General features: G+C 73.1%; 16 protein-coding genes and 1 pseudogene. 15 read left to right on the top strand and 2 right to left on the bottom strand.

Annotation, left to right across the window (positions count from 1 at the left end):
• The first annotated feature begins 138 nt into the window (after positions 1-138).
• The 3 genes from ACFV5H_RS08185 to ACFV5H_RS08175 are packed head-to-tail and all read left to right on the top strand — an operon-like array spanning position 139 to position 3452.
• Positions 139-1125, top strand: coding sequence for a carbohydrate ABC transporter permease (locus ACFV5H_RS08185; protein WP_385056086.1), 987 nt, complete (start codon positions 139-141; stop codon positions 1123-1125).
• Positions 1122-1952: a carbohydrate ABC transporter permease gene (locus ACFV5H_RS08180; protein WP_385193486.1), complete on the top strand. Its 831-nt coding sequence runs from the start codon at positions 1122-1124 to the stop codon at positions 1950-1952. The genes ACFV5H_RS08185 and ACFV5H_RS08180 overlap by 4 nt, the downstream gene beginning before the upstream one ends.
• A gap of 9 nt (positions 1953-1961) precedes the next feature.
• Positions 1962-3452: a glycoside hydrolase family 3 protein gene (locus tag ACFV5H_RS08175; protein ID WP_385193483.1), complete on the top strand. Its 1491-nt coding sequence runs from the start codon at positions 1962-1964 to the stop codon at positions 3450-3452.
• A gap of 31 nt (positions 3453-3483) precedes the next feature.
• Here the strand turns inward: ACFV5H_RS08175 and ACFV5H_RS08170 are convergent, their stop codons facing one another.
• Positions 3484-4074: a YdeI family protein gene (locus ACFV5H_RS08170; RefSeq protein WP_385193480.1), complete on the bottom strand. Its 591-nt coding sequence runs from the start codon at positions 4072-4074 to the stop codon at positions 3484-3486.
• A 97-nt stretch (positions 4075-4171) separates the two neighbouring features.
• Positions 4172-4482: pseudogene (locus ACFV5H_RS08165) on the bottom strand (FAD-binding oxidoreductase); the annotation flags it as partial.
• A 335-nt stretch (positions 4483-4817) separates the two neighbouring features.
• Between ACFV5H_RS08165 and ACFV5H_RS08160 the strand changes: the two are divergent.
• From ACFV5H_RS08160 to ACFV5H_RS08105, 12 genes are all read left to right on the top strand, one after another.
• Entirely contained in the window at positions 4818-5213 is a 396-nt protein-coding gene (locus ACFV5H_RS08160) for a cell division protein SepF (protein WP_385056097.1), read from the top strand.
• A 274-nt stretch (positions 5214-5487) separates the two neighbouring features.
• A complete protein-coding gene (locus ACFV5H_RS08155) occupies positions 5488-6759 on the top strand; it encodes an ATP-binding protein (protein ID WP_385056100.1) in 1272 nt (423 codons plus the stop codon).
• A complete protein-coding gene (locus ACFV5H_RS08150; protein ID WP_385193477.1) occupies positions 6752-7099 on the top strand; it encodes a nucleotide pyrophosphohydrolase in 348 nt (115 codons plus the stop codon). The genes ACFV5H_RS08155 and ACFV5H_RS08150 overlap by 8 nt, the downstream gene beginning before the upstream one ends.
• A gap of 149 nt (positions 7100-7248) precedes the next feature.
• Positions 7249-7719 (top strand): DUF6099 family protein, encoded by a 471-nt coding sequence (locus ACFV5H_RS08145; RefSeq protein ID WP_385056105.1) that lies wholly within the window; start codon positions 7249-7251, stop codon positions 7717-7719.
• A gap of 375 nt (positions 7720-8094) precedes the next feature.
• Positions 8095-9018: an LLM class F420-dependent oxidoreductase gene (locus tag ACFV5H_RS08140; RefSeq protein ID WP_385193474.1), complete on the top strand. Its 924-nt coding sequence runs from the start codon at positions 8095-8097 to the stop codon at positions 9016-9018.
• A gap of 165 nt (positions 9019-9183) precedes the next feature.
• The gene (locus tag ACFV5H_RS08135; protein WP_385193471.1) at positions 9184-10647 is read left to right on the top strand and encodes a 3' terminal RNA ribose 2'-O-methyltransferase Hen1; all 1464 of its coding nucleotides are present in this window, start codon (positions 9184-9186) and stop codon (positions 10645-10647) included.
• Positions 10644-13202: a polynucleotide kinase-phosphatase gene (locus ACFV5H_RS08130; protein WP_385056112.1), complete on the top strand. Its 2559-nt coding sequence runs from the start codon at positions 10644-10646 to the stop codon at positions 13200-13202. Before ACFV5H_RS08135 ends, ACFV5H_RS08130 begins: the two co-directional genes overlap by 4 nt.
• A 204-nt stretch (positions 13203-13406) precedes the next feature.
• A complete protein-coding gene (locus ACFV5H_RS08125) occupies positions 13407-14891 on the top strand; it encodes a hypothetical protein (protein ID WP_385056113.1) in 1485 nt (494 codons plus the stop codon).
• The gene (locus ACFV5H_RS08120) at positions 14891-15925 is read left to right on the top strand and encodes an AAA family ATPase (RefSeq protein WP_385056116.1); all 1035 of its coding nucleotides are present in this window, start codon (positions 14891-14893) and stop codon (positions 15923-15925) included. Before ACFV5H_RS08125 ends, ACFV5H_RS08120 begins: the two co-directional genes overlap by 1 nt.
• Complete coding sequence (fxsT, locus tag ACFV5H_RS08115) at positions 15925-20196, top strand: FxSxx-COOH system tetratricopeptide repeat protein (RefSeq protein WP_385056118.1); 4272 nt, start codon at positions 15925-15927, stop codon at positions 20194-20196. The genes ACFV5H_RS08120 and fxsT overlap by 1 nt, the downstream gene beginning before the upstream one ends.
• 175 nt (positions 20197-20371) lie before the next feature.
• The gene (locus ACFV5H_RS08110; RefSeq protein WP_385056121.1) at positions 20372-20596 is read left to right on the top strand and encodes a hypothetical protein; all 225 of its coding nucleotides are present in this window, start codon (positions 20372-20374) and stop codon (positions 20594-20596) included.
• A 61-nt stretch (positions 20597-20657) separates the two neighbouring features.
• Positions 20658-22325, top strand: a complete 1668-nt coding sequence (locus ACFV5H_RS08105) for an HEXXH motif domain-containing protein (protein WP_385193468.1) — start codon at positions 20658-20660, stop codon at positions 22323-22325.
• The last annotated feature ends 24 nt before the right edge of the window (positions 22326-22349 follow it).

Here is a 22349-nt window from a genome sequence, read left to right as displayed (position 1 = left end):
ACTCGTGGTTGGTGGTTTTTAAAAATCCCCGCGTGGCCATCCCGTTGGGGGCGGGCCGGCGCGGGTGGGGGGGGGGGGCCCGCCCCCGCCCCGCCCCCCGCCCCGGCGTCGAGTACGTCGAGAAGAGAGATCGCGAGCATGACCGTGCAGACCGAACGGCCGCCCTCCGGCCCGGCGGACGTCCGCAAGGCGGACGACACAGGACCCGGCGGGCAGAAACCGCGAGCCGCGTCGCGCGCCGGCGCGCTCGCCCCGTACCTGTTGCTGCTGCCCGCCGTCGCGGCCACCGTGCTGCTGCTCGGCTGGCCGCTGCTGAAGGACCTGCTGCTGTCCTTCCAGAACCTCAACATGGCGCAGCTCATCCAGCACGTCACCGAATGGAACGGCGTCGACAACTACGAAGAGGTCCTCACCGGCGAGGACTTCTGGCGGGTCACCCTCCGTTCGATCCTGTTCACGGCGGCCAACGTCGCCCTGATCATGGTCCTGGGCACGCTGACCGGTCTGCTGCTCGCCCGCCTCGGCAAGCGGATGCGGTTCACCCTGCTGCTCGGCCTGGTGCTGGCCTGGGCGATGCCGGTCGTGGCCGCCACCACCGTCTACCAGTGGCTGTTCGCCCAGCGCTTCGGCGTCGTCAACTGGGTCCTGGACAAGCTCGGCTGGCACTCCATGGCCGACTACAGCTGGACCAGCAGCCAGATGTCGACGTTCTTCGTCGTCACCCTGCTGATCGTGTGGATGTCCATCCCGTTCGTCGCGATCAACCTCTACGCGGCGACCACCACCATCCCGAAGGAGCTCTACGAGGCCGCGTCCCTCGACGGCGCCGGCGCCTGGCGGAGCTTCACCACGGTCACCATGCCATTCCTGCGGCCGTTCCTCTACGCGACGACGTTCCTGGAGGTCATCTGGGTCTTCAAGGCGTTCGTCCAGGTCTTCACCTTCAACGGCGGCGGCCCCGACCGGCTCACCGAGATCCTGCCCGTCTACGCCTACGTCGAGGGCGTCGGCAACCAGCACTACGGCATGGGCGCGGCGATCGCCGTCCTGACCATCCTGATCCTGCTCGGCCTGACCGCCTACTACCTCAGGATCGTGCTCAAGCAAGAGGAGGACGAGCTGTGAAGCGCTCGCTCTTCGGCCGCCTGTGGCCCAACGTCACGGCCGTCGTCCTGTTCATCGGCTTCGTCTTCCCCGTGTACTGGATGTTCGCCACGGCGTTCAAACCGACCGGCGACATCATCTCGGAGAACCCGGTCTGGTTCCCGACCGACGTCACCTTCGAGCACTTCGAGACCGCGATCGGCGTCGACAACTTCTGGACCTTCGTCGGCAACTCGCTGATCGTCACCGTCCTCGCGGTCGTCTTCTCGCTGATCATCGCCCTGGCCACGTCCTTCACCCTGGTGCGGATGCGGTTCAAGGGGCGGCGCGGCTTCATCATCGGCTTCATGCTCGCCCAGATGGCGCCCTGGGAGGTCATGGTCATCGCGATCTACATGATCGTGCGGGACGCCTCGATGCTGAACAGCCTGGTGCCGCTCACGGCCTTCTACATGATGATGATCCTGCCCTTCACCATCCTGACGCTGCGCGGCTTCGTCGCCGCCGTGCCGAAGGAGCTGGAGGAGGCGGCGATGGTCGACGGCTGCAGCCGTTTCACCGCGTTCCGCCGGGTCATCCTGCCGCTGCTCGCGCCGGGCCTGATGTCCACCTCGATGTTCGGCTTCATCACCGCCTGGAACGAGTTCCCGCTCGTGCTGGTCCTCAACAAGGAGGCCGAGGCGCAGACCCTGCCCCTGTGGCTGTCCAGCTTCCAGACCGTCTTCGGCGACGACTGGGGCGCGACCATGGCCGCCTCCTCCCTGTTCGCCATCCCGATCCTGATCCTCTTCGTCTACCTGCAGCGCAGGGCCGTCAGCGGCCTCACCGCGGGCGCCGTGAAGGGATAACGCCACCCGATGACGACATTCACCACCGGCACCGACACCCTCACCCGGGACGCGCTGGCCGTACTGCAGCCGGGCTTCGCCGGCACCACCGCGCCCGACTGGGTGCGCCGGCGACTGGCCGAGGGCCTCGCCTCCGTCGCCCTCTTCGGCCGCAACGTCACCACCGCCGAGCAGGTCACCGCCCTCACCGCGCAGCTGCGCGCCGAACGGGACGACCTGCTGGTCGCCATCGACGAGGAGAGCGGCGACGTCACCCGCCTGGAGGTCCGCACCGGCTCCTCCTTCCCCGGCAACCACGCACTCGGCGCCGTCGACGACACCGGTCTGACCCGGGGCGTCGCCCGCGAACTGGGCCGCCGGCTCGCCGAGTGCGGGGTCAACTTCAACTGGGCGCCGTCCGCCGACGTCAACGCCAACCCCGACAACCCGGTGATCGGCGTGCGTTCCTTCGGCGGCGACACCGCCCTGGTCGCCCGGCACACCGCCGCCTACGTCGAGGGCCTGCAGTCCACCGGCGTCGCCGCCTGCACCAAGCACTTCCCCGGCCACGGCGACACCAGCGTCGACTCCCACCACGCGATCCCGCACATCGACCTCGACGCCACCACGCTCCACGAACGGGAACTCCAGCCGTTCCGGGCGGCCATCGCGGCCGGCACCCGCGCCGTCATGAGCGCCCACATCCGCGTCCCGGTCCTCGACCCGGACCGCCCGGCCACGCTCTCCCGCCGCATCCTCACCGACCTGCTGCGCGGCGAACTCGGCTACGACGGCCTGATCGTCACCGACGGCATGGAGATGCGCGCCATCTCCGGCACCTACGGCCTGGAGCACGGGGTCGTCCTCGCCATCGCCGCCGGCGCCGACGCGATCTGCGTGGGCGGCGGGCTGTGCGACGAGGGCACCGTGCAGAGCCTCCAGGACGCGCTGATCGCCGCCGTACGCTCCGGCGAACTCCCCGAGGAGCGGCTCGCCGACGCCGCCGCCCGGGTGCGCGCCCTGGCCGACTGGACCGCGGGCGTACGACGCTCCCCGGCCGCGGCCGTCGCACCCGAGCCGGAGATCGGCCTCACGGCGGCCCGCCGCGCGGTCACCGTCACCCGCGCCGGCGGCCCCGCCCCGGTCACCGGACCGGTGTACGTGGCCACCTTCAACCCGGCCCCGAACATCGCCGTGGGCGACGAGACGCCGTGGGGCGTCGGCGCGGAGCTGGAACGGCTGCTGCCGGGCACCACCACCGGCGGCTTCACCGGCCCCGACGCCGGCGAGCAGGCGCTGAAGGCGGCGGCCGGCCGGCGCGTCGTCGCCGTGGTCCGCGACGAGCACCGGCACCCGTGGATGCGCACGGCCCTGGACACCCTGCTCGCCGCCGACCCGTCCACCGTGGTCGTGGAGATGGGCGTACCGCAGTCGCCGCCGCGCGGCGCGGCGCACATCGCCACCCACGGCGCGGCCCGCGTCTGCGGTGTGGCGGCGGCGGAGGCGGTGACGGCGGGCTGACCCGTCGGCACGGGTACGTCCACGGGTGTGTCTACGGGTGGATCTTCCGCCCCTCGGCGAGCATGGCGACGAACTTCTCGATCCGGGCCGCCCGGGTCCGGGGCCGCTTGGCCTCCTCGATGCGGTGGAGGATCGTGTACCGGTTGCGGCTGTCGAGGGTGCCGAAGAAGTCACCGGCTCCGGGTGCCGCGTCCAGCGCGGCCCGCAGGTCGTCGGGGACGGTCGCCGTGCTCTGGCTCGCGTACGCGGCCTCCCAGCGGCCGTCCGCCCGCGCCCGCTCCACCTCGCGCAGCCCGGACGGCCGCATACGCCCCTGCTCGATGAGATCGAGGGCCTTCTGCCGGTTGACCGCCGACCAGCGGCTGCGCGCCCGCCGCGGGGTGAACCGCTGGAGCCAGTGGGTGTCGTCCAGCCCCTTCTTGTGCCCGTCGATCCAGCCGTAGCACAGCGCCGACTCCAGGGCGGTCGCGTAGTCGACCCCGGTGATCCCGGACCCCTTCTTCGGAATCCTCAGCCACACACCGTCGACGTCCCCCTGATGCTCCTCAAGCCACGCCTCCCAGTCCTCCTGCGTCTCGAAGCCACGCACCTGTCCCACGCCACCGTCCCCATCACCAGCCATACGCCCATGCAACCGGCCCGGGCGGCGCGGGTCAACGAGAGCCCGCCCCCACCGCCCCTTCCCGTTCCCGTCCCCGGGGGCGCTGCCCCCGGAACCCCCGCTCCCCGAACATCCGGGGCAGCAGCTCGCCCCGGCTCTGCCCGTCCCCGTGCTCCCGGAGAACGAACCGCCGAACTCCGCGATCAGATCGGCCGCCCGCTCCATGAACCTCCGGTACGTCGCCACCCCTTCCGCGCTGTACGGGTCGAACGGGATCCGCGTGTGCACACAGCCGTGCCCGAAGTGCCCGTACAGGCTGGGCCCGGTGTCACCGAGGTAGCCGAAGTCGCCGTACGTGTCCCGCAGCACCCGCAGTCGCCGGTACACCGCCGCCCCGCGACAGCACGGGCGCACCGTGCTCCCGGGCCACCGCCACCGCCTCCACGGCCGCGTCGACACTGCGCGGGACGACCACGCCGATCGGCGTCTGCCGGAAGTCGGACGCGTCCGTCGAGTACGCCGTCCGGCTCCCCGCGTCGAACCGGACCTCCCCGTCGACCCGCTCCGTGAGCGCCGCGGCGAGCGCCTCTACGTCGACTTCCCCCTCATCGCCCTCGGCGGCGCGCCGAGTACCCGTGGGCGCCCGGGGCAAGCGTCACTGTGCGCACGCCCCGCGATGGCGGAGCGTGTCGTTATTGGGCCGAACGGGTGACCATGAGTAAGAATTGCCCGATGCAGACAGTCAGCGCGACAGGGGACGGAGCATGCCGGTGAACAGCCACGATGTCACCGACGAACAGTGGGAGGGGCTCGCCCAGGTCGTTCCGCTGCGGGGCCGCGACGCGTGGCCGTCCGCGGTGGGCCACCGCGCGCTGCCCGAGGCCCCGACGGAGGCGCGCCGCCGCTTCGTCGTCCTGCGCGTGAACGTGTTCGCGGACGCCCGCGATGTGGCCGAGACACTGATGTCCGGGATACCGGTCCTGCTCGACCTGACCGGCGCGGAGACCGAGACCGCCAAACGGGTCCTGGACTTCAGCACGGGCGTCGTCTTCGGCCTGGCCAGCGGCATGCACCGGGTCGACCGCAACGTCTTCCTCCTGACCCCGTCCGGCACGGAGGTCACGGGACTGATGGAGGGCGTGGGGGTTCCGGGGGCGTGAGCCCCCGCTCCCGCGGGCAGCCGTGCCGCCACCCCGCCGTTTCCGCGGGCAGTCGTGCCGCCATCCCGCTGTTTCCGCGGCAGTTGCGTCGCCATCCCGCCGTTTCCGCGGGCAGTCGTGCCGCTGGGGCGGCACGGGTGGGCGCGACGGCACCCCGTAAGCGCCGGGCCGCGCGACCAACCCCCGGCCGGCACCGGGACGCGCGTCGCCCGATCGTGGGAAGGCCCACCGAGCGGAACGGTTCGCCACGCACCGGCCCCCATAGCGTCCGCACATGACCCCACCTTCCCTGCCCCGCCCGGACATGAGCTCGTCGCCCGCCCCTTCGGGCCCGGCCGCACCGGATCTGCCGGCCGCGCGGCCCGCCGGAGCCGACGATCGCCCGCGGTCCCTGGCGGACGGACGGGCCGGCGGCACCGTGGGCCACCCCGACCGGCCGCGCGTCACCGAGCTGCTGCTGTCCGCCTTCGCCGGACACCGCGGCGTGGCGCTCCCGCTGGGGGCGCTCACCCTGCTCGCCGGGCCCAGCGGAAGCGGCAAGACCAGCGCGCTGCGGGCGTACGAGGCGCTCGCCCGGCTCGGCGGCGGGGCCGAGCTGGGGGAGACGTTCCCGGAACCCGGCGCCTGCGTGCCGGAGCGGGCCCGCGCCGACGCCCAGCGCCGCCGCGGCTTCCGCATCGGCTGCACGGCCGACGGCCCCGAGGGACCGGTCCGGCTGGAGGTCGCCGTACAGGCCGAACCCGGGTTGCGGATCGTGGGGGAGCGGCTGACGGCGAACGGGGTGGTCCTCCTGGAGACCGCCCTGCGCGACCCCGGCCGGCGCACCGTACAGGCCGCCTGGCACACGGCCGGGGCGGCCCCGGTGACCCGCGCCCCGCTGCCGGACGACCGGCTCGGCACCGCACTGCTGCCGCTGCGCGTCTCCGGCAAGACCTTCGGACAGCGCAGGGTGCTCGCCGCCGCCGAGCAGATGGTGGTCGCCCTGCGGTCCGTCTTCCCCTGCGATCCCCGCCCCGAACGGATGCGGGACCCCGTCCCGACCGGCACCGGGCGGCTGCTCGGCGGCTGCGACAACCTCGCCGACGTCCTGTGGCGCACCCGCGCCGAGTGCGGACGCCGGCACGCCCTCCTCGTGGAGGCGGTGCGCGCCGGATGCGCCGGGCCGGTCACCGACCTGCTCGCCGAGCCGTACGACACCGGCCGCCTGGTCCGCGCCCTCCTCGACCGGGGCGACGGCACCCGTACGGATCTGCGCCGCCTCGGCGACGGCGAGCTGCGGTACGCCGCCCTCGCCCTGGTGCTGCTCACCGGCCCCGGTGTGCTGGAGGTCGACGCGCCCGGCGAGGTCCCGGCCGCGCTCCAGACCCTCACGGTCCTCGCCGACGGGCTGGACCGGGCGCTCGATCCGGGGCAGCGGGGCGAGCTGCTGCGCCTGGCGGCGCGGATGTGCGAGCGCGGGCACATCCGGCTGGCCGGCGCGGTGAGCGACGCCTCCTGGGTGGCGGGGGTGAGCGGGGTGACGGTGGTACACCTGGACCGTGACTGATCCGTACGACCTCGCGGGGCTCCGGCACCGGCTCGCCGAGTTCGCCGCCGCCCGGAACTGGCAGCCGTACCACACCCCGAAGAACCTCGCCGCCGCGCTCAGCGTGGAGGCGTCCGAACTCCTGGAGATCTTCCAGTGGTTGACGCCCGAGGAGTCCGCCCGCGTCATGGACGACCCGGACACCGCGCACCGGGTGAACGACGAGGTCGCCGATGTCCTCGCGTACCTGCTCCAGTTCTGCGAGGTGCTGGGTGTCGATCCGCTGGCCGCGCTGGCGGCGAAGATCGACCGCAACGAGCGCAGGTTCCCGAAAGGAGAGCCGTCCGGTCACTCTCCGTAAGTAAAAAGTGAGCCCTGTTCGATTCGTTGTCCGCAGATTTCGGTCTTCCTCTGGCTTTTTGTCTCACGTGCCCTCACTCTGGGTAGTGAACAAGGGAGTTCAACGGATGCGGACGCGTGGGCAGCGCGTCGGACAGACGGGGGCAGCGCATGGACGCTGTGCGGCTCATCGTGACAAGCAGGCGCGCCCTGGCCGCGGGCGGCGGCGTACGGGAGTTGCTGACCGAGGTGTGGCAGGCGCAGGCCCTGGCGCAGGCGGCGGGGAGCCGCCTCGCCGTCGTCGGCCCGCCCGAACTGCGGGGCGAAGCGCTGGGGTTGGTCGAACTGGCGGGCCGCGGCTGCGGAGTGCTGGGCACGCCGGAACTCGGCCCGGGCGAACTGCGCGCGGCCCAGCTCACCGAGCTGGGCGAGCCCCGCCCGGTCCTGATGCACCTCGGCGGCCTGCTCGGCGAGGTCGGCATCGCCCTGGTGGGCCTCGCCTGCTCCGCGGACGACGAGGCGACGTACTGGCAGTGCATGGAGGCCATCGACGCGGCGGACGAGTCCCGCGACCGCGTCCAGGAAATGCTCCGCAAACTGACATCCCGCGACGAGGCCCTACCGGAACGGGAGGCCGGCTGACACACGCCCCCGCTCCCGCGGGCGGTCGTGCGGCTGGGCGGCTCGGGAGGCCGGCTGGCACACGCCCCCGCTCCCGCGGGCGGTCGTGCCGCAGGGGCGGCTCGGGAGGCCGGCTGACACACGCCCCCGCTCCCGCGGGCGGTCGTGCCGCAGGGGCGGCTCGGGAGGCCGGCTGACACACGCCCCCGCTCCCGCGGGCGGTCGTGCGGCTGGGCGGCTCGGGAGGCCGGCTGACACACGCCCCCGCTCCCGCGGGCGGTCGTGCCGCTGGGGCGGCACGGGTGGGCGCGACGGCGCCCCGCAAACGCCGGGCTGCGAGAACACCCCCCGGCCCGCACCGCCGCAGGGCACCTCGCAAGCGTGCAGGATGGAGCCATGGATCTTCGCATCTTCACCGAGCCCCAGCAGGGCGCCACCTACGACACCCTCCTCACCGTGGCCAAGGCCACGGAAGCCCTCGGCTTCGACGCCTTCTTCCGCTCGGACCACTACCTCAGCATGGGCTCCGCCGACGGCCTGCCCGGCCCCACCGACGCCTGGATCACCCTCGCCGGCCTCGCCCGCGAGACCAGCCGCATCCGGCTCGGCACCCTGATGACCGCCGGCACCTTCCGCCTCCCCGGCGTGCTCGCCATCCAGGTCGCCCAGGTCGACCAGATGTCCGGCGGCCGTGTCGAACTCGGCCTGGGCGCGGGCTGGTTCGAGGAGGAGCACAAGGCGTACGGCATCCCCTTCCCGAAGGAGAAGTTCGCCCGCCTCGAAGAGCAGCTGGAGATCGTCACCGGCCTGTGGGCCACCGAGACCGGCCGGACCTTCGACCACCACGGCACCTACTACGACCTCACCAAGTCCCCCGCGCTCCCCAAGCCGGCCCAGCCCAGGGTGCCGGTCCTCATCGGCGGCCACGGCGCGACCCGCACCCCGCGCCTGGCGGCCCGGTTCGCGGATGAGTTCAACATGCCCTTCGCCGGCATCGAGGACACCGTGCGCCAGTTCGACCGGGTCCGCGACGCCGCCCGGGAGGCCGGCCGCGACCCGGGCGACCTCGTCTACTCCAACGCCCTCGTCGTCTGCGTCGGCAAGGACGACCAGGAGGTCGCCCGCCGCGCCGCCGCGATCGGCCGCGAGGTCGACGAACTCAGGACCAACGGCCTGGCGGGCTCCCCGGCCGAGGTCGTCGACAAGATCGGCCGCTACGCCGAGACCGGCTCCAGCCGCATCTACCTCCAGGTCCTCGACCTGCACGACCTCGACCACCTGGAACTGATCTCCGCCCAGGTCCAGTCCCAGCTGTCGTAGACACGAGCTCCACGAGAACCGGGGCCGTCCGTACGGAACGGGCGGCCCCGCCGCATCCGCCCGTAAATTCCCGGAGCATCCCCGACTGTTCCCGGTACGTTGGCACCGTACGCCCGAACCCGGCGTGTATCCCCAGCTCAGAAGGTTTCCCGAGGTGTAACCACCGTGTTCCTGACGATCAGTACCACCGGCTCCGCCGAGCGCCCGGCGACCGACCTCGGTTTCCTGCTGCACAAGCATCCCGAGAAGGCGCAGGCGTTCTCCACGTCCTACGGCACGGCCCACGTCCTCTACCCCGAGGCGGACGCCGAGCGCTGCACGGCGGCGCTGCTGCTGGAGGTGGACGCGGTGGCACTGGTCCGGCGCGGCAAGGGCAAGGGCCGTGGCGGCGCTCCCGACGCGGCACTCGCGCAGTACGTCAACGACCGCCCGTACGCGGCGTCCTCCCTGCTCGCCGTCGCGCTGAGCGGTGTCTTCTCCAGCGCCATGCGCGGTGTGTGCGCCGCCCGCCCGGAGCTGCCCGCGCAGCCGCGCCCCCTGCGCGTCGAGGTGCCCGCGCTGCCCGCCCGCGGCGGCCCCGGACTCGTCCGCCGGCTCTTCGAGCCGCTCGGCTGGACGGTCACCGCCGAGCCCGTGGCCCTGGACGCCGAGTTCCCCGAGTGGGGCGACTCGCGGTACGTGCGCCTGGTCCTGGAGGCGGACACGCTGACCCTCGCCGAGGCCCTGCGCCACCTCTACGTCCTGCTCCCCGTCCTCGACGACGCCAAGCACTACTGGGTCGCCTCCGACGAGGTCGACAAGCTGCTGCGGGCCGGTGAGGGCTGGCTGCCCGCGCACCCGGAGCAGAAGCTGATCACCAGCCGCTACCTCTCCCGCCGCTGGTCGCTGACCCGGCAGGCGATGGAGCGCCTCGAGCTGGTCCGGCTGGCCGAGGCGGACGACAGCGACGTCGAGGAGATCGACAACGCCGTGGCGGCGGAGACCGAGTCCGAGGAGAAGCCGACCCCGCTCGCCGTGCAGCGGCGGGAGGCGATCCTCGCCGCGCTCCGCGCCTGTGGCGCCGCCCGGGTGCTCGACCTCGGCTGCGGCCAGGGCCAGCTCGTACAGGCACTGCTCAAGGACCCGTCCTTCACCGAGATCGTCGGCGTCGACGTGTCGATGCGGGCGCTCACCATCGCCTCCCGACGGCTCAAACTGGACCGCATGGGGGAGCGGCAGGCGGCGCGCGTCCAGCTCTTCCAGGGGTCGCTGGCCTACACCGACAAGCGGCTGGGGGGCTACGACGCCGCCGTGCTCAGCGAGGTGATCGAGCACCTCGACCTGCCCCGGCTGCCCGCCCTGGAGTACGCGGTGTTCGGTGCCGCCCGCCCCCGTACGGTCCTCGTGACCACCCCCAACGTCGAGTACAACGTGCGCTGGGAGACCCTCCCGGCCGGCCATGTCCGGCACGGCGACCACCGCTTCGAGTGGACCCGTGAGGAGTTCCGCGCCTGGGCGCGGACAGTCGCCGAACGGCACGGCTACGGCGTCGAGTTCGTGCCCGTGGGCCCGGACGACCCCGAGGTCGGACCGCCCACCCAGATGGCCGTGTTCACGGCCGGCACTGTGAAGGAGGCGAAGGCCGCATGACCACCACCACCGGGACCCCGCAGCCGCGAGGCCGCACCCTGCCCGTCACCGACCTCTCCCTCGTGGTGCTCGTCGGCGCCTCCGGTTCGGGCAAGTCGACCTTCGCGCGCCGCCACTTCAAGCCGACCGAGGTCATCTCCTCCGACTTCTGCCGTGGTCTGGTCGCCGACGACGAGAACGACCAGAGCGCGTCGCGCGACGCCTTCGACGTGCTGCACTACATCGCCGGCAAGCGGCTGGCCGCCGGCCGCCGCACCGTCGTCGACGCGACCAATGTGCAGCAGGACGGCCGGCGGCAGTTGATCGAGCTGGCCAAGCGGTACGACGTCCTGCCGATCGCCATCGTGCTCGACGTGCCCGAGCAGGTGTGCGCCGAGCGCAACGCGGCCCGCACCGACCGCGCCGACATGCCCCGCCGGGTCATCCAGCGCCACACCCGCGAACTCCGACGGTCCCTGCGGCACCTGGAGCGCGAGGGGTTCCGCAAGGTACATGTGCTGCGCGGTGCGGAGGAGGTCGAGCACGCCGCCGTCGTCACCGAGAAGCGGTTCAACGACCTCACCCACCTCACCGGCCCCTTCGACATCGTCGGCGACATCCACGGCTGCTCCACCGAACTGGAGGCGCTGCTGGGCAAGCTGGGTTACGCCGACGGCGTGCACCCCGAGGGCCGTACCGCCGTCTTCGTCGGCGACCTCGTCGACCGCGGCCCGGACAGCCCCGCCGTACTGCGCCGCGTGATGGCCATGGTGAAGGCGGGCAGCGCGCTGTGCGTGCCCGGCAACCACGAGAACAAGTTCGGCCGGTACCTCAAGGGCCGCAAGGTCCAGCACACCCACGGACTCGCCGAGACCATCGAACAGATGGACGAGCAGAGCGAGGAGTTCCGCGCCGAGGTGCGGGAGTTCATCGACGGACTGGTCAGCCACTACGTCCTCGACGGCGGCCGGCTGGTGGTCTGCCACGCCGGTCTGCCGGAGAAGTACCACGGCCGCACCTCCGGCCGGGTCCGCAGCCACGCCCTCTACGGCGACACCACCGGCGAGACCGACGAGTTCGGCCTGCCCGTGCGCTACCCGTGGGCGGAGGACTACCGCGGCCGGGCCGCCGTCGTCTACGGCCACACCCCCGTCCCGGAGGCGACCTGGCTCAACAACACCATCTGCCTGGACACCGGCGCCGTCTTCGGCGGCAAGCTCACCGCGCTGCGCTGGCCGGAGCGGGAACTGGTCGACGTACCGGCCGAGCGGGTCTGGTACGAGCCGGCCCGCCCGCTGCACACCGAGGCCCCCGGCGGTCACGAGGGCCGCCCGCTGGACCTGGCGGACGTGCACGGCCGCCGCTTCGTCGAGACCCGGCACCACGGCCGGATATCGATCCGCGAGGAGAACGCCGCCGCGGCCCTGGAGGTCATGAGCCGCTTCGCGATCGACCCGCGCCTGCTGCCGTACCTCCCGCCGACCATGGCCCCCACCGCCACCTCGCACCTCGACGGCTACCTGGAGCACCCGGTCGAGGCGTTCGCCCAGTACGAGCGGGACGGTGTCGCCCGGGTCGTGTGCGAGGAGAAGCACATGGGCTCCCGCGCGGTCGCCCTGGTCTGCCGCGACGCCGACGTGGCCGCCAAGCGCTTCGGCGTCACGGGAGGCCCGACCGGCTCGCTCTACACTCGCACCGGCCGCCCCTTCTTCGACGGCCGGGCCGTCACGGAGGAGATCCTCGGCCGGCTGCGCACGGCGGTCACCGAGGCCGGACTCTGGGACGAACTGGACACCAACTGGCTGCTGTTGGACGCCGAGCTCATGCCGTGGTCGCTGAAGGCGTCCGGGCTGCTGCGTTCCCAGTACGCGGCGGTCGGCGCCGCCTCCGGCGCGGTCCTCCCGGGCGCCCTGGCGGCCCTGGAGGGCGCCGCGGCCCGCGGCGTGGACGTCAGGGACCTGCTGAACCGCCAGCGCGAACGCGCCGACTCCGCCTCGGCTTTCACCGACGCGTACCGCCGCTACTGCTGGACCACCGACGGCCTGGACGGCGTCCGCCTGGCCCCGTTCCAGATCCTCGCCGTGCAGGGCCGCAGCCTCGCCGCCCTGCCCCACGACGAGCAGCTCTCCCTCATCGACCGCCTGGTCGAGCACGACACCACCGGCCTGCTGCAGACCACCCGCCGCCTCTACGTCGACACGGCCGACCCCGAGTCCGTACGCGCCGGAGTCGACTGGTGGCTGGAGATGACCGGACGCGGCGGCGAGGGCATGGTCGTCAAACCGGTCGGCGCCCTGGTGCACGACGGGAAGGGCCGCCCGGTGCAGCCCGGCATCAAGTGCCGGGGCCGCGAGTACCTGCGGATCATCTACGGCCCCGAGTACACCCGCCCGGAGAACCTGGCCCGCCTGCGCAACCGCTTCCTCAACCACAAGCGCTCCCTCGCCCTGCGCGAGTACGCCCTCGGCCTGGAGGCCCTGGACCGCCTCGCCGAGGGCGAGCCGCTGTGGCGCGTCCACGAGCCGGTCTTCGCCGTACTGGCCCTGGAGTCGGAGCCGGTGGACCCGCGGCTGTAGCCGTCGGACGCACGCCGTCGACCGGTCCGGACAGTTTCTGCCAGGACCTGTCCGGACCGGGCCGGTGTCAGCGGGCGTCCCTTGGATCGCGGCAGTTCGCGTGCTAGCTTCGCTGGTCCGTCAGGTGAACCGGCTCGCGGGGGGAGGTCGGTGGAGACAGCGTCGGGATGGAACGGGGTGGGGCGCGCGCCGGGCAGGGATCTGTTGTTCCGTCTGACCGAGGCGCTGTGCGGGCTGAGCTGCCTCGAGGACCAGGCGGGGCGCTCGTACTTCGCCGGCATGCTGTCCGAGGAGCTCAACCAGCACGTCGACCTGCGCGGCACCAAACTGCGCGAGGACGTCGTCGCGCTGGTGCGCGCGGCGTTGAGCGTCCACGAGGGGGAGCGGGTCCTCGTCGACGTCGTGCGGGTCTTCGAAGGGGCCGCGGCCGCCGCCGTGTTCGAGGAGCTGCTGGGCCCCTGCGAGCCGGACATCGATCCCCTGCCCGGCCCCGTCGATCAACAGGACGTGGACACCGCCTGTGCGCTTCTGCGCACCGTACAGGGCGTTCTTCCCGCCGGCGCGCTGCGCAACGTACTGGCGAGCGACCTGCACCTCGACCTGCCGCCCGGCCTCTCACCGGTCCAGCTCTTCACGTACGCCGCGGAGTTGAACGTACAGCCGGACGGCCTGCCGCCGACGGTCCTCCTGATCGAGCACGCCGCGGAGCTGACGCCCTCGCCGGACCGGCGCCTCGCCCTGTCCGAGTGGGCGAGCGGCTGGGCCCGGCGGGCGGGCCTGCTCACCGCCCTGGAACGCCGGCGGGCCGAGCGGGCCGAGACCACCGTGGACCCGACGATCCCGCGCTGCCTGGTCGTGGCCGTGGAGCCGGCCCGTGACGGCTCCGACGACGTCGTGGTGCGCCCGTGGCTGAACACCGTCCCGGGCCGCTGGCAGCCCCGGGCCGCGGAACCCGAGACGACGAGCCTGGACGGTCTCGGCCGGGCCGTCGAACGCGTGCTGCGACAGGTCGTACGTCTTACGCCCGCGCCGAACGCCCAGCCCTCCGTCCTGTCGGGACAGACGCCGCCCTACGTCGAGTTCGTCCTCCCCTACGACCTGCTCAACCACGACATGGCCGGGCTGACCGTCAGATCGGTGGACGGCAGGTCCGAGCCCCTCGGCCTGAAGTACGGCGTCCACCTGCGCAGCCTGGAACGGATGCGCACCGACGACCTGCTGGTCCGGGCGCAGTGGCTGGAGCGCTGGGAGACCCTGCGCAGCCGGGGGATCGGAGTCCACGGCTGGCGGACGTCGGACCGTACCGGACCGGACGTCTGGCAGGCCGCGCTGGCCTCCGAACCCAGCCGTACGGCCGCGGTGCTCGACGCCCCGGACGGCGGCGCGGCCACCGAAGCGGTGAAGGCGGCCATCGCCGAAGGCCTCGGCCTCGCCGTCTGGGACCGCCGCGGCGAGTTCAGCGAGGAGCGCCGCGAAGTGGTGACCGCCGTGTTCTCCTCCGTCCCCACCCCGACCCAGATCCCGCTCGCCATCCACCGGCTGCGGCGCACGGCCGGACTCGACGTGGCGGGACCCCTGCTCCTGGGGCGGCACATCGCCTTCCTCTGGGACGACCCCCACCGGCTGGTCGACATCCAGACCGCCGCCGACTACGGCTTCGACGACCACGACAGCGAGGAGGACGGATGATGAGCGGGCCGGACGCCCCTGACAGCACCGACTGGCGTGTGTTCCGAGCGACGGGCCGCGCCCCGGGCGAGCCGTCCCGGCTGCCCGAACCCCCGCCGTGGCGCCGCTTCGGCGGCGGTCCGCCCGTGTTCCCGCCGCCCGACGACCCCGAGGCCGCACTGCGCCGGCTGGGCCCCGGCGACCATGTTCCGCAGCTCGGCCCGGAACAGATCGACACGGTCAACGCCGCCCTGCTGTTACGCCGTCCGCTGCTCATCACCGGACCGCCCGGCATCGGCAAGTCCACGCTCGCGTACCTCCTCTCCCGGGAACTCCGCCTGGGCAGGGTCCTGCAGTGGAACATAGTCAGCCGTACGACCCTGCGCGACGGCCTGTACGCCTACGACGCCATCGGGCGCGCCCAGGCCATCGCCGCCTGGCAGGGGGCCGAACAGCGGACGCCGGCCGACGGCGGGCAGCCCCCGGCCCTCGGCGACTTCATCACCCTGGGACCCCTGGGCACGGCACTGCTGCCCTACGAACGCCCCCGCGTCCTCCTGGTCGACGAGTTGGACAAGAGCGACATCGACCTGCCCAACGATCTCCTGCACGTGCTGGAGAACGGCAGTTACGACATCCCCGAACTGGTCCGTGACACAGCCGACTCGGCCCGGGTGCACACCGACGACCCCAGGCAGTTCGCGCCGGTTTCCGGGGGGCGGGTGGAGTGCCGCGAGTTCCCCGTCGTGCTGATCACCAGCAATGGCGAACGCGAGTTCCCGGCCGCCTTCCGCAGGCGCTGTCTGCCCCTGGAGATGCAGGCCCCCACACGGGAACAGCTCCTGGCCATCGTGTCGGGACATCTGGGAAGCATGCCGCCGGACGCGGAGGCCATGGTCGACATGTTCCTCCAGCGGGTCAGGGCGGGCGGCACGCACTCGCTCGACCAGCTGCTGAACGCCGCCCGGCTGACCACCGTCGACGGCTTCCGCACCGACGGCAACGGCCAAAGACTCATCGAGACACTGCTGCGAGACCTGGCCAAGGGGCGCTGATGAACGGGTCGCCCAGGGAGCGTGCGCCCGGCACGGGTGCCGAGGGCGGAGCCCCCGCCGGCCCGGACGTGACCGTGGTACCGCACTGGCAGGAGCTGGCCGACGTCGTGTGGCTGGCCGCGTACCGGGAGCGGGCGGGTGAGGGCACGACCGCGGCCGGCGCCGAGCCGGACGGGGAGCGGGAGCCGGGGCGGGACACGCCGCCGTCCGGTCCCTCCGAGACCGCCACCGAGCGGTCCGCCCCGCCGGACGACGAGCATGGCGCCGCCCCGACGCCACTGCCCGTACCCGACCCCGAGGGGACCGGCCGGATACGGCTCGGCCCGCCCGTGCTGCCCGAGTCCACCCGACGCTCACCGGGCTCCGGCCGGCGCTCGGCCCGACTGGCGGTCGCCCTGCACCGGCTGGCGCGCCGCGTCCCCTCGCACACCGCCGTGGAGCTGGACGAAGAGGTCACGGCCGAGCGCGGGATCACCGACGGCCTGTGGCTGCCCTGGTTCCGCCCCGCGAGCACCCGCGCGTTCGACCTGGTCCTCCTCGTCGACGACGCCCCCACCATGGCCGTCTGGCGCGAGGAGACGGCGGGCCTGGCCGCGGCCGCCGAACACAGCGGCGCCTTCAGGGGCGTACGGACCCTGTCCCTGACCCTGCCCCCGACCGGACCCGCCTCGCTGCGCTGGAGCGGGGCGCGGACCCCGGCCCGCATCGGTGAACTCCTCGAGGGGAGGCGGGACCGCCTCTTCATGGTCGTCACGGACGGCCTCGCCCACGGCTGGGCCGGCTCCGCGGCGGACACGCTGCTCGACCGGCTGGGGCGGGCCGGCCCCACGGCCGTGACGCATCTGCTGCCGCCCCATATGCGCCACCGTTCCTCGCTCTACCCCTACCCGGCGGTCCTGGAGGCCGGCGGCCTCGGCGCGGCCAACGACCGTGTCGTCCTGCGCCCACCGCCCGAGGGCCTCGACCCCCTCAGGCCCCTGCCGTCCACGGGCGAGGGCGTGCTGCCCGTCCCGGTGCTGTCCCTGAAGCCCGGGTCGCTCGCCGCGTGGGCCGACCTGGTCACGGGCGAGAAGGGGGAGTGCCGCACCCTGCCGACAGTCCTGCCGGGAGCGCTCGTGCCGAGTGTCACGCCGTGGGGGCTGCGCGCCCCGCGGTCCCCGCGCGCCGCCGCGAGGGCGGTCAGACGCTTCTTCACCGTGGCCACACCGGTCGCCCGGCGCCTCGCCACCCGGCTGGCCGCCGTCCCGTTCGAGTTCGACCTCGTCGAGCAGGTACGCCGGCGGACCGTGCCGGAAGCCGGTCCGGAGCACCTGGCCGAGATCCTGATGGGCGGCCTGATCGACTGGGGCGCCGACGGCAGGGGACGGCCCGAGTTCGCCGAGGGCGTCCGCGAGGCCCTCCTCGCGACCACCACCCGCAGTCAGCTGGCCAGAACCGTATCGATCCTCGGAGAGCTGCCGGCCGCGGGAGCGCACGGCGTGGCACTGCGCGCGGCACTGCGGGACCCGGCGGGAGCGGGTCTGCCCGAGGCGTCCGCCAGGGCCTGGCGGGAGTCCGAACTCGCGGTGATGCGGGCGTTGTCGGGGCCGTACGCCGAACGCGCCCGGAGGATCGAGGCGGACCTCGGGCCCACGGCCGTCGTCCCCGGCGGTTCCCGGCAACCGGTCGAGGCGTCACGTGATCCGGCGCCGGACCGGGCATCATCCGCGTATACGGACGCGGCGACCTCACGACCGTCCGGTGACCCCACGGAGACAAGGCCTGGCATGCAGACGACCTCGACCCCCGCCCTTCTGGTGAACGTTCCGCTGCGCAACACGTCGTTCGTAGGCCGCAGGACGTTGTTGCAGGCGGTCGAGGAACAACTCGACGCGCAGGACACGGCGGCCGTGCTCCCGCACGCGCTCCACGGACTGGGCGGCGTCGGCAAGAGCCAGCTCGTCCTCGAGTACATCTACCGCAACCAGCACCGCTACAAGGTGATCTGCTGGATTCCCGCGGAGCGGGAGAGTCTCATCCTGGCCGCGCTCGCCGGTCTCGCCGCCCGGCTCGGGGTCGTCCAGCCGGGGCAGGAGGGCCCCGCCAGTTCGGCGGTGCGGGCCGTCCTGGAAGCGCTGCGCACCGGAGTGCCGTACGACGACTGGCTCCTCGTGTTCGACAACGCCGAGGACATCGACGTGGTGCGCCAGTACTTCCCCACGAACGGGCCGGGGAAGGTGATCGTCACCTCCCGCAACCGCGGCTGGGAGCGGGTCGCCACCCCGCTGCCGGTGAACGTCTTCGAGCGCGAGGAGTCCGTGGAGCTGTTGCAGAAGCGCTCCTCGGATCTGTCCGCGGAGGACGCCGACCGGCTGGCGCACGCCCTCGGTGACCTGCCGCTCGCGGTGGAACAGGCGGGCGCCTGGCACGCGGTCACCGGCATGCTCGTCGACGAGTACCTCGACCTTCTCGCCCGGCGGAGCCCGGACATCCTCGAACTCGACCCGGCCCCCGACTATCCGGTCTCCGTGGCCGCGGCCTGGGACATCTCGCTGGAGCGGATCAGGGAGAACAACCCCGGTGCCCGCCAACTCCTCGACATCTGCGCCAGCATGGCCCCCGAACCCATTCCGCGCTCCATCCTGCGCGGCGGCCGGGGCGTCAACATCACGCCCGAAGTCGACCCCCTGCTGAGGGAATCCGTCAAGCTCAGCCGGGCCGTGCGCGACCTCAGCCAGTTCTCCCTGGTCAAGACGGACCCTCGGACGGACACCCTGCAGATGCACCGTCTGCTGCAGACGGTGCTCCTGGCCAAACTCAGTCCCGAACAGCGTCAGGCCATGAGGGAGGCCGCCCACCAGCTGCTGTCCGCCGCCAAGCTGGGCCATCACGCCTCGGCGCAGGAATGGCCCGCCTACCAGGCCCTGCTGCCGCACATCCTCGCCTCCCAGGCGGCCGGCAGTTCCGACACCTATGTGCGGGAACTCGTCATCGACACCGTCTTCTTCCTCTACTACTGGGGCAACCACGAGGGGGCCGCGGACCTCGCCCGGCAGGCATGGAGTGCTTGGCTCGCCGACTCCGGCGAGGAGGACGGCCATGTCATCCGCATCGCGAAGAGCCTCTCGTTCACCTTGCTCCAGCGCGGCCAGATCGACGAGGCCATTCCCCTCGCCGAGAGGGCCCTGGAGGTCTCCCGGCACATCGAGGTCGATCCCGAGGAGCTGGTCGACTCGCTCTGCGCGCTGGCCGACGCCCGACGTCACCAGGGGCGGTTCACTGAGGCCCGGGACCTCAGCGAGGAGGCCACGACGCTGGCGCGCACCCAGTTCGGGGCCGACGACGAGATCACCCTGCGGGCCACCCACAGTTGGGGCGTCGACCTGCGGCTGTGCGGACAGTTCGACGAGGCGCTGGCCCTGGACCAGGAGAACGCCCGGCAACGCGAGTCCCTGTTCGGCCCCACCAGCTTCCTCACCCTGAACACCCTGAACGCCCTCTCCATCGACATGCGGGAGAGCGGGGACTACCCGGGCGCCCGTGACTTCCAGGAGGACGTGCATCTCCGGGCCCGCGTCGCGCTCGGCGAGGACAACACGCTCACCCTGCGCGCCGCACGCAATCTGGCGGTCTGCCGACGACGGGACGGAGCCCTCGACGAGGCGCGGGAGCTCACCGAGGACACCTTGCGCCGCTTCGTGGCCCGGTACGGCCGCCGGCATTCCGACTCGCTGTCCACGGCGGTCAACCTCTCGGTCGACCAGCGTCTCGCCGGAGACCTCGAACTCTCCCGGGAAGTGGGCGAGGAGACCGTACGGCGCTATGCGGCACTCCTCGGGGAGGACCACGCGTACACACTGCTGACCGGGGCGAACCTGATCGCCACCCTGCGCGCCCTGGGAGATCTCGACGCGGCGCGGGAACGGGAGGACGACGTGGCGCGCAGGATGACCGCCGTACTCGGGCCCCGGCACATGATGACGCTGGCGGCGGGGATCGGGCAGGCCAGCACCGCCTACGCGCGGCTGGACTTCGAGCGGGCGTACGAGATCGACGAGGCCAGTCTGGCGGAGCTCACGGTCGTCGCCGGTGCGGACCATCCGCTGACCCTGTCCTGCGCCGCGAACCTCGCCCTCGACCTGCGTGGCCTGGGCCGCGGACCGGAGGCCGGCGAACAGCAGAGCAGGGCGGTGGCGGGATTCTCCCGGGTGGTCCGCGCGGACCACCCCTGGCTCTTCGCGGCACGCACACACCGCCGCATCGAGTGTGATCTGGCGCCCATGCCGCTGTAGACCCGCTGCCGGAACTCTGCGGACATCAAACCGAATTCATGGCCTCGTACGATGACCGAACCGTTGGTCGTGATGGGGTAGCGTGTTCGGGCGATTCGACGCCGGTGGGTGCGTTCGTGATGGAATGGGGGGCACGGTGGCATCGGGTGCCGCCGTGTGAGAAGGGGGACGCACCTTGCATCAGCCGCCCGCTCAGCGCGACGCCGCAGCGGCCGTCCAGGACCCGGCCGTCACGGCGGGCGCGCCTGTCCGGGAGTCGGACCTGGCGGATCTCGCGGCACTGCCCCTGACCGCGGTGGAGGGCCTGGCGCCGCTCCACTCCGACACCCGCCTGCTGACCGAGGTGCTCCGCTCCCGCGACAGCATGCGGGGCGGGGGCGAGCCCGCTCGGGCCGAGTGACGGCCCGCCGTGCCGGGCGCCCTCGGGCTCCCGGACGCCCTCCCACCGACCGGAGGTCCCGGTGACGATCAGCGAGCCCCCCGCCCCCTTCCGTATGCCCGCCACCCTCTTCGACGAGTTCGCCGCAGGCGGGCACTCCGCCGAGGGGGTCGCCTTCCTCGAGCAGGGCGAGCGGGCCCGCCGGTTGTTGCTGCTGAGCACCCTGCTCAAGCGGCTCTGGAACCTTCCCACCCCGCTCAGTCAAGTCGCTGACGCGTGGCGGGTGTTCAAGGAGGCGTCCGGGCGGGCGCCGGAGCCGGTCGAGCGGCTGCTGCTCGCGCCGACGACCGGCGCCTGGATCGCGCACATGCTGCGCCGGGCGCACGGCACCGCGAACGGCCCCCGGCTGTGGGTGGAGGCGGCCAGGATGAACACCCTCGCGGTGGTCGCCGCGCTGCACACCGGCACGGAGGCGTCGCTGAGCGTCCCGCTGGAGGACGGCGCGCTGCACCTGCCGGGACTGGGACTGGTCCGGCTCCCGGACGGCGCGGCCGGTCTGTCGGCGGGCAGGGCGAGCACCCGCGCCGGAGAGCTGACCCTGACCGGTCCGGGACGCGACGGCCGGCGGTCGAGCCTGACCTGCCGCCCCGTGCCCGTGCCGGTGACCGAGGCACCGCCCGCCGACGACACCCGCTGGCTCCCCCTCCGTACCCTCACGGTCGGCCCCGTCGCCGTACCCCTGGAGGACCTGGACCCCTACCGCGACCTCGACGACCCCGTCCCGCCCGCCCGGCTGGACGCCGACGAGGCGCTGGCCTGGCAAGGGCTGTTCGACGAGGCCGTGGCGATCCTCGCGAACGGGAAGGGCGCGGGGCCCGGGCGGCTCGATCCCGCCGTGATCCGGGCCGTCGTACCGTGGGCGCGGACGAGCCTGCTGCCCCCGCCGCCGCCCGACGTACGGGTCTCCGCGTCCAGCGGCGACTCCTACGGCGCGATGGTCATCGCCCGCCCCTCCTCGCCGCTCGCCCTGGCCGAGGCGCTGGTCCACGAGTTCCAGCACAGCAAGCTCGCCGCGCTGATCCACCTCTTCCCGCTGCTGGACGACGACCGCGAGGAACGCTACTACGCCCCCTGGCGCCCCGACCCGCGCCACCTCACCGGCCTGCTGCACGGCGCCTACGCCTTCACCGGCGTCGCCGGGTTCTGGCGGGACCGGCTGTCCGACCCGGAGCACGCCGATACGGCCGCCTACCACTTCGCGCTGCGCCGGACGCAGAGCAGGCTCGCCGTACGCACCCTCCTCACCAGCGGACGCCTCACCGAGACCGGCCACGCCCTGGTCACCGGTCTCGCCCGGACCCTGGACGGCTGGCTGCGCGAACCCGTACCCGAGGCCGCCCTGACCCGCGCCCGCACCGCAGCGGTCCTGCACCGCACCGAATGGCGGCTGCGGAACGTGGACCCGGCGACGACGGCCGAACTCCGCTTCCGCCCCGACCGCGCCCCCTGGCCCGACGTCCGCACCCACGCCTTCGCCCTCCCGCCCACCGGCCCCCGCACCCCCGACGAACACCTCGCCGCCGGGAACGCCGCCGCCGCGCTCGCCGGGTACGACGACGGTCTGGCCCGTGATCCCGGTGACCCGCACCTCCTCGCCGGGTGGATCGTCGCCCGGGCCGGGCTGGAGCGCGGGCCCGGAGCGCGGCGGCTGCTGGCCCGGCCCGAGTCGATGACCCGGGGACAGGGGTGAACACGCGCCCGGACGGTCAGGATG

This window comes from Streptomyces sp. NPDC059787 (assembly GCF_042732315.1).
In the GTDB taxonomy this organism is placed as follows: Bacteria; Actinomycetota; Actinomycetes; order Streptomycetales; family Streptomycetaceae; genus Streptomyces; species Streptomyces atrovirens.
Note: the sequence above shows the minus strand (reverse complement) of the source record. Positions and strands in the feature narration are given on the sequence as shown.